Source organism: Streptomyces diastatochromogenes (assembly GCF_002242805.1).
Lineage (GTDB): Bacteria > Actinomycetota > Actinomycetes > Streptomycetales > Streptomycetaceae > Streptomyces > Streptomyces diastatochromogenes.
Genome location: NZ_MCGQ01000110.1, coordinates 1 through 11,552 on the forward strand (window position 1 = coordinate 1; position 11,552 = coordinate 11,552).

Annotated in this window: 10 protein-coding genes; 5 read left to right on the forward strand and 5 right to left on the reverse strand. The window is 69.5% G+C overall.

Annotated features, from left to right (window positions below):
- Positions 1-104: 104 nt before the first annotated feature.
- Both BEK98_RS46445 and BEK98_RS46450 read left to right on the forward strand, forming a co-directional pair.
- Positions 105-1,178, forward strand: a complete 1,074-nt coding sequence (locus tag BEK98_RS46445) for an alkene reductase (protein ID WP_167444456.1) — start codon at positions 105-107, stop codon at positions 1,176-1,178.
- A 119-nt stretch (positions 1,179-1,297) separates the two neighbouring features.
- Entirely contained in the window at positions 1,298-1,810 is a 513-nt protein-coding gene (locus tag BEK98_RS46450; RefSeq protein WP_094222852.1) for a MarR family winged helix-turn-helix transcriptional regulator, read from the forward strand.
- 287 nt (positions 1,811-2,097) lie between these two features.
- On the opposite strand, the gene BEK98_RS46455 is transcribed toward BEK98_RS46450, so the two are convergent.
- The gene (locus BEK98_RS46455) at positions 2,098-5,454 is read right to left on the reverse strand and encodes an alpha-L-rhamnosidase-related protein (RefSeq protein WP_094222853.1); all 3,357 of its coding nucleotides are present in this window, start codon (positions 5,452-5,454) and stop codon (positions 2,098-2,100) included.
- A 221-nt stretch (positions 5,455-5,675) separates the two neighbouring features.
- Between BEK98_RS46455 and BEK98_RS46460 the strand changes: the two genes are divergently transcribed.
- Positions 5,676-5,885, forward strand: a complete 210-nt coding sequence (locus BEK98_RS46460; protein WP_244202302.1) for an alpha/beta hydrolase — start codon at positions 5,676-5,678, stop codon at positions 5,883-5,885.
- Between the two features lie 216 nt (positions 5,886-6,101).
- Here BEK98_RS46460 and BEK98_RS46465 read toward each other — a convergent pair whose 3' ends face one another.
- From BEK98_RS46465 to BEK98_RS46475, 3 genes are all read right to left on the reverse strand, one after another.
- Positions 6,102-6,629, reverse strand: coding sequence for a GNAT family N-acetyltransferase (locus tag BEK98_RS46465; RefSeq protein ID WP_094222854.1), 528 nt, complete (start codon positions 6,627-6,629; stop codon positions 6,102-6,104).
- A gap of 386 nt (positions 6,630-7,015) precedes the next feature.
- Entirely contained in the window at positions 7,016-7,576 is a 561-nt protein-coding gene (locus BEK98_RS46470; RefSeq protein WP_244202303.1) for a DinB family protein, read from the reverse strand.
- Positions 7,577-7,711: 135 nt separating this feature from the next.
- Positions 7,712-8,632, reverse strand: coding sequence for a LysR family transcriptional regulator (locus BEK98_RS46475; protein ID WP_094222855.1), 921 nt, complete (start codon positions 8,630-8,632; stop codon positions 7,712-7,714).
- Between the two features lie 49 nt (positions 8,633-8,681).
- Between BEK98_RS46475 and BEK98_RS46480 the strand changes: the two genes are divergently transcribed.
- Both BEK98_RS46480 and BEK98_RS46485 read left to right on the forward strand, forming a co-directional pair.
- A complete protein-coding gene (locus tag BEK98_RS46480; RefSeq protein ID WP_244202304.1) occupies positions 8,682-9,644 on the forward strand; it encodes a nitrilase-related carbon-nitrogen hydrolase in 963 nt (320 codons plus the stop codon).
- A gap of 15 nt (positions 9,645-9,659) precedes the next feature.
- Complete coding sequence (locus BEK98_RS46485) at positions 9,660-10,610, forward strand: PLP-dependent cysteine synthase family protein (protein ID WP_208643431.1); 951 nt, start codon at positions 9,660-9,662, stop codon at positions 10,608-10,610.
- Between the two features lie 95 nt (positions 10,611-10,705).
- On the opposite strand, the gene BEK98_RS46490 is transcribed toward BEK98_RS46485, so the two are convergent.
- Positions 10,706-11,552 (reverse strand): NAD-dependent epimerase/dehydratase family protein (locus BEK98_RS46490; RefSeq protein WP_107428344.1); only part of this gene is annotated, 847 nt, incomplete at its 5' end.

Here is an 11,552-nt window from a genome sequence, read left to right on the forward strand (position 1 = left end):
TTTACTTGTTCGGACAGTAAATGGCTCGGGTGCGGCACGCACCCGGTCTGTCGACAGGGGGCCGCCCCGATGCGGCCCGTGTTTCGCGAGCAAGGATGATGATCATGTCGAAGGCCTTCGAAGCGACCGAGCTGGGCGGCAAGAGCCTGGCGAACCGCATCGTGATGGCACCGATGACCCGCAGCCGCGCCTACGGCCCCGGCCAGTCGGCGACCGATCTGATGGCCGAGTACTACGCCCAGCGCGCCGACGCCGGCCTCATCATCACGGAAGGCACCCAGCCCTCGGTGATCGGCCAGGGCTACCCCGACACCCCCGGCATCCACTCCGAGGAGCAGATCACCGCCTGGCGCAAGGTCACCGACGCCGTCCACGCCAAGGGCGGGGTGATCTACCTCCAGCTGATGCACACCGGCCGCGTCGGCCACCCCTCCCTGATGGGCCTCACCCCCGTCGGTCCCTCCCCCGTCCAGGCCAAGGGGCAGGTCTACACCCCCACCGGCCCCCAGGACTTCGTCACGCCGCAGGAACTCACCGACGACGAGATCCGCGAGACGATCGCCGACTACGCCACGGCCGCCCGTAACGCGGTGGAGGCCGGCTTCGACGGTGTGGAACTGCACGGCGCCAACGGCTACCTGATCCACCAGTTCCTCGCGCCCAACTCCAACACCCGCACCGACGCCTGGGGCGGTTCTCCCGAGGCCCGCATCCGCTTCGCCGTGGAGACCGCCAAGGCCGTCGCCGACGCGATCGGAGCGGACAGGACCGGCTTCCGCATCTCGCCGGCCAACCCCTACAACGACATCGACGAGAGCGACCGCACCGACGTCGACGCCACCTACACCGCGCTCGTCGACGCCCTCGCCCCGCTGAACCTGGCCTACCTCCACCAGATGGAAGCCCCCGAGGTCCGCGACCTCACCCTGCGCCTGCGCAAGGCCTGGCCCACCACCTTCATCCTCAACCCGTTCACCGGCATGGAGCCCACCGGCCCCGAGGAGCTGAAGCTCGTCGACGACGGCACCGCCGACCTCATCGCCTACGGCGGCCTCTTCCTCGCCAACCCCGACCTCCCCACCCGCCTCAAGCAGGGCGGCCCCTTCAACACCCCCGACCGCGCCACCTCCTTCGGCGGCGACCACACCGGCTACACCGACTACCCCGCCCTCGGCTGACACCCGGCCCGTCACCACGACTGGCACACCGCGGCGCCCAACGGCCTACGGCCCGGGGGGCGCCGCGGCGCTTTCCGGAACGACCAACGACGGCGCGCCGGCTTGGAGGACCGATACACATGGAGACGACTTCAGGGAAGGGAGCCGGGGACATCCCGTCGGCCGCGCAGCACGCCCAGGTCAGCTATGCGATCTTCCGCGTGGGCCGCCTGCATCGCATGTTCGCCGGCCGGCTTCTGAGCGAACTGGGACTTCACCCGCGCCAGGCAGTGGTCATGCGGAACCTGTGGGAGCGCGGCGCCCTGCGCCAGGTGGACCTCGGCGAGCTGGTCGGCTCGGACGCGGCGACGATGACCCGGACGGTACGACGCCTGGAACGGGCGGGCCTGGTACGCCGCGTCCCCTCCCCCACCGACAAGCGGTCCGTCATCGTCGAACCGGCCGCCGCCAGCCTCGCGTTGCGCCGGAAGGTCGAGGCCGCCCGCAGCGATCTGGAACACCGGCTCACCGACGGCCTCGGCGAGGCGGCGCGGGCCGAGATGCTCGCCGTACTGGAACGGCTCGAGCGCAACCTGGTCCACCAGGTGGGCAACGCCGCCGACCTGGTCTGTGGCGGGGATCCCTGTGACTGACCGGCAGCGAGCACGAACCGGACGGCTCCTTCAGGGGCGGGCGCCCTGCGATTCCAGGGCGATGATCACGGCGGCGGCGTCGTAGGGGTGACTGTATGCAGGAGTGGCACCACAGGCCAATCGCTGCAGATCGAAACCCTGGGCCCACCCAGGCCCGCACCCTTCCCCAACAGCCCGTTTACATGCAGATTCCGAGCCGCCCAGGATTGCGATCCACTCGATGGAGATTCAGTCGACCCACATCAGCTGTATACACTTGCCCGCGATCCAGCCGAGGTGTGGTCGGCTCACTGCGTGCGGATCTCTGCCAACTGCAGCCGGTAGCGGGTGGACTCGTCGGAGGCCGGAGCGCCGAGCTTCGTTGCCCGCAGGCGCAGATAGCGGCCGGTGGCCGAGGTGAGTGTGTACGTCTGGGCCGTTCCGTTGGGGTTGGCCTGGCCGGTGACCGTGCGGACGGTGGTGTAGGAGGCGGCGCCGTCGGCCCGGGTCTGGATCGTGAAGTCCACGGGGAAGCCGGCCGTGCCGCCCCCGGCCGCCGCGGTGTCGGTACGGGGATGGAGCGTGACCGAGCCGATGGCCCGCTCGGCACCCAGATCGACCTCGATCCACACGGGTGTGGCGCTGACGTCGGCGGAGGGGAAGTCGATACTGGTGAAGCCCTTGGCGCCGCTCACGCTGGTCGTGATGCCGTCCAGCACCCGGGTCTTGCCCCAGTCGCCGTTCTCCAGCGTGTAGTTGGCGGTGACCGTGGTCGCGGCGGTGGGGGCGGTGAGTTCGGCGAGCTGGAGGCGGTACCTGGTGGCCTCGTCGGCGGCGGGAGTGCCGAGTCTGGTGGCCTGCAGGCGGACGTAGCGGGCGGTGGTGGTCTTGAAACCGTAGGTCTGTGGGAGTCCGTTGGGGTTGGGCTCGGCGGTGACGGTGCGGACGGTGGTGTAGGAGGCGGCCCCGTCCGCGCGGGTCTGGAGGGTGAAGTCGACCGGGAAGCCCGCGGTGCCGCCGCCGGCGGCGGGGGTGTCGGTGCGCGGGAAGAGCCGTACGGCATCGAGGTCGGTGTCGGCTCCGAGGTCGATCTCGACCCAGACGGGGTTCGCGCTGACGTCGGCGGAGCCGAAGTCGTTGCTGGTGTAGCCCTTGGCGCCGGTCACGCTGGTCAGAACGCCGTCGGTGAGCCGGTTCCGGCCCCAGTTGCCGTTCTCCAGGCTGTTGTTGCTGGTGACCGTCCTGCCCAGGGCGAGGTTGTCGAGGCGGCCGGTGCCGGTCGCGGTCAGGGTCCAGGTGCCGGGCCGCAGCGTGAAGTAGACGTAGGAGGAGTCCTTGCCCGCGTACGTCAGCCCGCTGACACTGCCGGTGGAGGAGCCTCCGGTGAAGACCGTGGTGCCGCCCGCCTTGATGACGGGCTGGGAGCCGCCGTAGGTGGGCACGCCGACGCGGGCGGTTGTCCCGCTCGGCGAGGTGAGTGTCAGCGTCACTTTCGTGCCGTCGCGCTCGATGCCGAAGCGGATGTCACCCTTGACGGTGGGGATGACGGTGTCGATCTTCGTGAGCGTGCCGGTCTGCGGGAGGACGTCGTACGTCTCCCAGCCGGGCCGGGTGGGGCGGACTCCGGCGGCGTACGCGGACAGGGCGTACAGCGGCCCGCCGTTCCAGGCGTGGTTGTCGGTCCCGGCGGCCTTGTCCCACAGCTCCCACAGCGTGTAGCAGGCGGGGTCGGCGACCTGGGCGGCGTACCGGTTGCGCATCCGCTCCTCGGCGACGGTGGCCCCGCCCATGAGGTACAGCGCCTCCAGGACGTAGAACTCCATGTAGGGGCTGGCGTTGAGGTGGGTGCGCAGCACCTCGGTGACCGCGCGGTAGCGGGAGGCGGGGGCCAGGCCCGCGACGACGGCGAGGGCGTTGGCCCGGTCGTCGGTGTCCTTGGTGTAGCCGGGTGAGCGGTACTCGTTCTTCGAGGCGCTCCAGAGCACGCGGTCGAAGTTGGCTTTGACGCTGTCGCGTTGGGCCTGCCATCCGGCGACGTCGGCGCTGTTGCCGCTGAGGTCGGCAAGTCGGGCGGCGGCGTCCAGGGCCAGGTAGTACCAGCAGTTGTCGAGGACGCGGGCGTCGATGTTGCTGCCCCAGTCCTCCCAGTCCCAGTCCCCCTTGCGGTGGGTGACCAGGCCGTCGCTGTCCAGGCTCCACAGGCTGAGGTACTTCTTCACGGCCGGGTAGGCGCCGGTCACGGCGTCGGCGTTGCCGGTGTAGAGGTAGTACGTCCAGAACGACCAGACGGAGGCGAGCATCTGGACGGGCAGTTCACTGGTCCAGATGACCGACGGTATCGGCGAGTACAGCGCCCCGCTGTCCTTCTGCCAGGACGTCAGCTGGGCGATGGCCTTCGCGCCGAGCGCGTGCGAGCGGTCGTCGAAGGTGTAGAAGCCCTCCTTGAGCTGGTTGACCACATCGCCCCACCACTGGGAGCGCTCGCGGGTGGGGCAGTCCATGTAGTTGTCCCGCATGTTGACGTACATCGTGCGGGCGGCCTTGCCCCACAGGGTGTCCAGGAAGGCGTCACTACTGCTGAACGACCCGGCGAAGTCGGTGTCGTAGCCCGACTCCCGGTACTTCAGGTCCAGGATCGTCACGCCCGCCGGGACGGTGTACCGCACGGCCGTACCGCTCATCCACGCCAGTGACTCGAACTCCTGGACGCCGCCGGCGCAGACGTAGGTGGCGCGCATGTTGTAGCCGGTCCCTGGCTCGATGCCCGTCAGGCCCGCGCCGTCGTCGTAGTGGTCCGTCTGCATGCCGATCACCGCCCCGGCCGGGGCGTCGACCTTCAGGTACGGGGTGACCTGGAGGTTGGACGGCAGGGCGGCCGAGATGGCGGTGGCGCCCTGTCCCGTGGACGGCAGCGAGGCGGCGTAGGCACGCAGGCCGGAGTGGCGGAACTGCGGAATCGGACGCTGCACCAGCGCGTTCCAGGGCGCGGCGCCTGCGGCCCCGAGGTCGTTGGGCGCACTCCAGGCGCTGTCGTCGAAACCGGGCGACTCCCAGCCGGCCATCGCTGCGGCACTGCGGGCGTCGTAGTAGACGTTGGACTCGGGCAGCCGGAAGTTGACCTGCGTGCCGCTGGTGTTGTTCGAGTAGCCCGGGTGGACGGTGTACTTCCAGTTGGTGTCGCTGACCAGCCGGGTGGTGTTCGAGCCGGTCTGGATGTCGGACTGGAACAACAGCCCGCCCTGACCGCTGCTGTTGTGCGAGAAGCCCTGCTTGCCGAAGTACCAGACCAGCAGCGCGACGGTGTTGCTGCCGCTGGTGAGGTACGGGGCGAGGTCGAGTTCGTCGTAGTAGGTGTCCGTGCGGTTGGGACCGCGCTTGAGCTGCCCTTCGAAGACCACCAGCGCGCCGTTCACCCACAGCCAGTACTTCGAGTCCGCCGCGATCCGCGTCACGGCCTTCGCGGGCGCCGAGTCGAGGGTGAACGATCTGCGGAACGCCACCCACTGGTTCGCCGAACTGGCCGACGCCCAGATCCACTTCGCGGTCCAGGACACCGCTGCGGACGCCGGGGACGCGAGCCCCGGCAGGACCAGAGAGCCCAGGGTGGGAGCGAGGGCCACGCCTATCGCAGAGCGCAGGGCGGATCGGCGGGAGATGCGCTGCATTGCGGGAACCTTCCGGTGATTGAATCGTTTCATTTCTATGCGTGCAGGCGGGATCTTCCGCTGCCGGGAAGTCGCTGTCAATGGTTCGCACAGAGGAGGATGGTCGACCAATGGTTCAAGTGGAGGTAGCTGCTGGGCGCACGTCAGGATCTGAGCGCCGACGAGGCCCTGGTCATGGCGGTCGCTCAGAGGGCCCACTGGGCTCGACCTTCGGGGACACCGTGACCGCGCCGGCCTGGCGGGCCAAACCGACCTGGTACCAGATCTCGAGCCAGGACCACATGATCCATCCGGACAACGAGCGGCACATGGCCGAGCGGATGAGCCCACGCAAGATCATCGAACTCGACACCGGCCACGCGTCGTTGGCCTCGCAGCCGGGACCGGTCGCCGAGCTGATCGAGACGGCGGCCGTCGACCTGGCCGGCTAGGAACTCTCTTACGGATGACCTGACGGTCGGCTCGATCTCTGGGCCTACTTGCTCTGGCCGCACTGCCACCTGCAACCATTCAGCCGTGGGCTATGACCTTGCTGTGTGGGACGGTCAACGTCCACTCGACAACCACCGAGCGGGCTCGGTCTACGACGAGCTGTACGAGCGGTACCTCGAGTCGGACGACGTCGTTGCGCAACCCGAACGGCGAGGCTAGTCGCCGAGGACCCGCTCCCACAGCAGCCCGTCCCGCCAGCTCCCGTCGAGAAAGATCGAGGAGTGCGCGACGCCGTACGGGCTGAACCCGTTGCGGCGCAGCACCCGCTGTGACGGCAGATTTTCCAGATGGGTGGACGCCTCGGCGCGGTGCAATCCGAGTTCGTCCGTCATCACCCGGAGTACAAGCCCGACGGCGCGGCCGGCGTGCCCTTGATTCTGGGCGAAGCTGGCGATCCAGTATCCGACGGAGCCGCGGCGCAGGTGCGGCTGCGGCAGGATGCCTCCGACGGTGACCTGCCCGATCACCTGGTCGTCGACGAGCACCACGCCCGGCCAGACCGAGCCGGCCCGGTATCCGGCCAGCAGCCTGTCGATCCGCTCTGCCTGGCCCTCCGGGGTGAAGAAGTCGGCCGGCTGGGCCGGTTCCCACGGTCGGAAGGCCTCGAAGTCCCGCACCCGATGCGCGGCTATCGGGCCGGCGTCGGTGGGCTCGATCAGGCGGATCCTGGTGCTGCTGCGCATGGGTCGATCCTCGTAGCGGTGCGTCGGATGAGACGGCCAGCCTATGCGGGGGTGCTCGCGCCGCCCCTACGCCCGCCGGAGGATCGAGTCGATCGCGCAACTCGTGTTCTCGATAGCCTGCACGCAGAACGTGCCTTCCGCTTGGACCGAGAGAACCCTCGACAAGGTTCATCGTCCCAGCTCGGAAGGCGGTGCTTTCCAGCGCGAGGTTCTGCGCCTGTTCCGGGAATGCGCGGAAAGGGGGCCGTGCTCGTCCGACTCGACGTATGTCCTGTTCTTTCGCGCGGGTGAAACTGACGGCGGCGAGCCGCCGTTGAAACACGACGTGATGCACGCTTCAGTACGACGGCCGCCACGACTGAGCCTACGTCCAGGCTCCCATCGATCTACTGCCCTACCCGGCCGTCAACGCACTCGCGCAGCAGATCGGCGTGACCGCAGTGGCGGGCGTACTCCTCGATCCGGTGAACCAACAGCTCGCGGACCGAGATGCCGTCCTTGCCCACCCGCGCACCCAGATCCGGATACTCCGCCAGCACCGCATCGGTTGCCGCCTGTTCGCGAGCAAGGTCGGCGAATGCGCCCTCGACCACCGCCTGTTCCGCGACGGCTCCATCGAAGTCGGCGTCACGTGCTCCGTACAGCTTCGGTGCCGGGTCTCCTGGCACGATCCAATTGCGCCAGTCCCGCTCCACCTCGGCGAGATGGCGGACCAGCCCCAGCAAGGACATGGTCGACGGTGGCACCGATCGACGGGCCAGGTTCTCCGGATCCAACCCGTCGCACTTCATCTGCAGAGTCAGTCGATAGTCCCTCAGGTACTCCTGAAGCGTCGCCAACTCACCGTCCGGGCTGGCTCCGTCACTGTTGCGGGGATCCTCGTCGGGGTCCGCCCACATGTCGGGGTATACGCTGGCCTGGGTCCACCGCTCGGGTTTGTCGCTCACGGTGTTCACCATGCGGAGCAGTGGCCCGGCACGCAAGCGATTATGTGGAACCTCGCGCAGCTGCTCGCCGACACCGGCCGCCCGGCGGAGGCCGTCGCCGTACTCCACCGCGAGCCGGAGCAGCCCTGCTCATCGCTACGAGCCCGAAGGCGTCGCCTCCTCCACCAGGCGGCGGAGCCAGAGGTGGGCGGGGTCGTCGGTGAGGGTTTCGTGCCAGATCGAGGTGACGGTGTACTGGGGCATCGGGATGGGCGGCACGGTGGCGGTCAGGTCCAGGAGGTCGGCGTAGACGGTGGCCGCGTGGGTGGGGAAGGTGGCCAGGACCGGCAGTGTCGCGAGTTGGAGGGCGGCTCCGGCGAAGTGGGTGGTGGAGGCTAGCACCCGGCGGTCGAGTCCGCGGGCTTCCAGGAGGTCGTCGACGATGCCACGCCGGCCGTCGTAGGAGATCAGCAGGTGGGGGTGGGCCAGGAAGTCGTCGAGGGTGAGCGGGGTACGGAGCGGCAGGAGGCGGGGGTTGAACAGGCAGGTGTAGCCGGAGGCGAACAGGTCACGGCTGCGGTGGTCGGCGCGGTGTACGGGGGCGGCGGCCACGCCGAGGTCGACCTCGCCGCGGTCGATCATGTCGGCGACGGTGTTGCGGCTGGCCTGCCGTACGGCGAGCCGGATGCCCGGCAGTGCGGCCGTGGCGTTCAGCAGGCGGGGCATCAGCGCCGCCTCCAGGTCGTCGGACATGCCCAGGGTGAAGGTGCGCCGGGTGGTGGCCGCGTCGAAGCGGTCCCGGTCGGTCACGGCTCCGTGGATGAGCCCGAGGGCCGGTTCGATACGGCGGGCCAGTTCGACGGCGCGCGGCGTGGGCTCGATGCCGCCGCGGGTGCGGGTGAACAGCTCGTCGTCGAAGAGTCCGCGCAGGCGGCCGAGGGCGGCGCTGGTGGCGCCCTGGCTGAGGTGCAGGGCGGCGGCGGCCCGGGTGACACTGCGCTCGCGCATCAGGGCGGCGAAGACGACCAGCAGATTGAGGTCGGCTTTGCGGAATTCGGTTTCGTAGATGTCGATCATTTGAAAGATTAGTTTGCCGGATGGGTGGCTGGGTTTCTAACGTCTCACCATGCTCTCTGACTCGCCCGAGCCGCGCCGCACCATGACCGTCGCCGTCGTCCAGGCGGCCGCCCCGCTGTTCGACACCCCGGCCGCGCTGGCCCGGGCCGAACAACTCGTCCGCGAGGCCGCCGGCCCCCGGGGCGCCGAGGTCGTCGTGCTGCCCGAGGCGTTCCTCGGCGGCTATCCCAAGGGACTGGACTTCGGCATCACGGTCGGCAGCCGCACCCCGGCCGGCCGCGATCTGTTCCGCCGCTACCACGCCGCCGCCATCGAGATCCCCGGCCCGGAGGTCGACGCCCTGGCCGCCGTCACCCGTGAGCTGGGCGTGCACGCCGTGGTCGGCGCGGTCGAACGGCAGGGCGGCACGCTGTACTGCGTCGCGCTCTTCTTCGGCCCCGACGGATACCTGGGCCTGCACCGCAAGCTGGTGCCCACCGCCGCCGAGCGCTACCTGTGGGGCCAGGGTGACGGGTCCACCCTCCCCGTCATCGACACCGGCACCGCCCGCCTCGGCGCGGCCATCTGCTGGGAGAACTACATGCCGCTCCTGCGCACCGCGATGTACGCCAAGGGCGTGGACCTGTGGTGCGCACCGACCGTCGACGACCGCGACGCCTGGCAGGCCACGATGCGGCACATCGCCCTGGAGGGCCGCTGCTTCGTCCTCAGTGCCAACCAGTACCTGCGCCGCGACGCCCTGCCCGACGACCTCCACCCCGTCCAGGGCGACGAACCGGACACGGTCCTGATCGGCGGCGGCTCCGTCATCGTCTCCCCGCTGGGCGAGGTCCTGGCCGGCCCGCTGCGCGACGGCGAGGGCATCCTGACCGCCGAACTCGACCTCGACGACCTCGCCCGCGCCCGCTTCGATCTCGACACCACCGGCCACTACGCGCGCCCCGACGTCTTCACCCTCCACGTCGACGAATCCCCCCGCACCACCGTCACCGGCAATCTCCGGACCGAGTAACAGGAAGGAAGACCTGTGAGCTTTCCTGGTATCCAGCGGTCAACTCTCCAGGCCATCGGCGGCACCCCGCTGGTGCGCCTTGACCACGTCGTTCCCGAGGGAGCGGCGCAGGTGCTGCTGAAACTGGAGGGCGGTAATCCGACCGGCAGTTACAAGGACCGGATGGCTCTTGCCCTCATCGAGGGTGCGGAGCGCCGCGGTGTCCTGCGGCCCGGGCAGCGCGTCGTGGAATACACCGGAGGAAGCACGGGATCCTCACTCGCCTTCGTCTGCGCGGTGAAGGGATACCCCCTGACCCTGGTGACGTCGGACGCGTTCGCACCGGAGAAGACGCGCACCATGCGGGCGTTCGGTGCCGAGGTGATCGTGGTGCCCGGTGAAGGGGGTCAGGTCACACCGGATCTCTTCGCTCGCATGCGCCAGGAAGCCCACGGCATCGTCGAGCGCGAAGGGGCTTTCTGGGCCGACCAGTTCCACAACACCGATGCCCACGCCGGCTATACGGGCCTCGGCCGCGAGATCCTCCGGCAGACGGAGAGCGGCGGCGCGAGCGTGGACGTCTTCTGCGCAGCCGTCGGCACCGCCGGAATGATCTCTGGCGTCTCCGCGGTCCTTCGGCAGGCGGGGAGCAGGGCACGCATCGTCGCTCTCGAACCGTCCTCCTCGCCGGTCCTGACCGTGGGTACAGCCGGCCCGCACCGCGTCGAGGGCATCGCCACCGGCATCGTCCCGCCCCTGCTCACGGCCGATGTGCTCGACGAAGCCCGAACCGTCGATGAGGCAGAGGCCCGGAGGATGGCGCTGCGTCTGGCCCGGGAGGAGGGAATCCTCGCCGGTACCTCGAGCGCGCTCAATGTCGTGGGTGCGATCGGCCTCGCCCGCGAACTCGGAGCGGGACACACGGTCGTGACGGTCGCCCCGGACACCGGCCTCAAGTACCTCACCGGCGACCTTTTCGAAGGCTAGCGAGGCACGCAACGGGAGCCACCCGCTGAACCTGAGGGCGTGGCCGGTGATGCGAGGCCGGCGTGTCACGGACGACGTTCGAGTCCCTGCATCCGTCACGAAAGCCCTGGGACCGCGTCGGGGCGATCGGCGAGATAGTCCTGCACGACTGACAGGAAGCTCGGGTCGGGCTCCAGACCGAGTCCAGCGGCGCGTCTGTTGTCGAAGAGGGCGGGCCACGATCCCACGATGGCCTCGATGGCAGGGTCAGGAGTGACCGTCACCAAGTCCGCCACGGCATCGCCGGCCACCTGCCGCAGCGTGGCGAGCATGTCGGTGACCGAGACCGTGAGCGCCGGAAGATTGACCAGCGCCCGGCCATGGAGCCCGCCGCGCTCCGCCTCCGCGACGCGGAGGAGCCCCTGGACGGTACGTCGCGGCGAGGCCAGGGCCACGCGCAGGTCGGGCCGCACCGGGCAGGTTGCCGGGAGTCCTGCGAGCGGCTCGCGAATGATGCCGGACAGGAAGCCGGAGGCGGCCGCGTTCGGCCGGCCCGGCCGTACCGCGACGGTCATCAGGCGGGCTACGCGTCCGTCGACGAAGCCGCGGCGCGTGTAGTCCGCGATCAGATGCTCGCAGATGAGCTTCTGTGTTCCGTAACTCGTCCGCGGCACGGGCAGGGACGACTCGCTGACCACCGGAGGCAGGGGCAGCTCAGGGCTCGAACCGTAGACGGCGAGGCTGCTGGCGAACACCACCCGCGGCTTCGGCCCGCCGGCGGTCGACTGTGCCCGGGCAGCGTCGAGCAGGGCGCGGGTGGTGTCCACGTTGGCGGACATGCCGAGGTCGAAGTCGGCCTCGCACTCGGCCGACACCGCGGCGGCCAGATGGAACAGCACATCGACCGGCTCGGCGAACAAGTCGTCGAGCCGGTCGATCAGCTCGCCCTGCACGATGTCCACG

What these genes read in the sequence shown, in the direction of transcription:
- BEK98_RS46445 (WP_167444456.1), top strand. Translation starts at nt 105, where the DNA reads ATGTCGAAGGCCTTCGAAGCGACCGAGCTGGGCGGCAAGAGCCTGGCG.
- BEK98_RS46450 (WP_094222852.1), top strand. Translation starts at nt 1,298, where the DNA reads ATGGAGACGACTTCAGGGAAGGGAGCCGGGGACATCCCGTCGGCCGCG.
- BEK98_RS46455 (WP_094222853.1), bottom strand. Translation starts at nt 5,454, where the DNA reads ATGCAGCGCATCTCCCGCCGATCCGCCCTGCGCTCTGCGATAGGCGTG.
- BEK98_RS46465 (WP_094222854.1), bottom strand. Translation starts at nt 6,629, where the DNA reads ATGCGCAGCAGCACCAGGATCCGCCTGATCGAGCCCACCGACGCCGGC.
- BEK98_RS46475 (WP_094222855.1), bottom strand. Translation starts at nt 8,632, where the DNA reads ATGATCGACATCTACGAAACCGAATTCCGCAAAGCCGACCTCAATCTG.
- BEK98_RS46480 (WP_244202304.1), top strand. Translation starts at nt 8,682, where the DNA reads ATGCTCTCTGACTCGCCCGAGCCGCGCCGCACCATGACCGTCGCCGTC.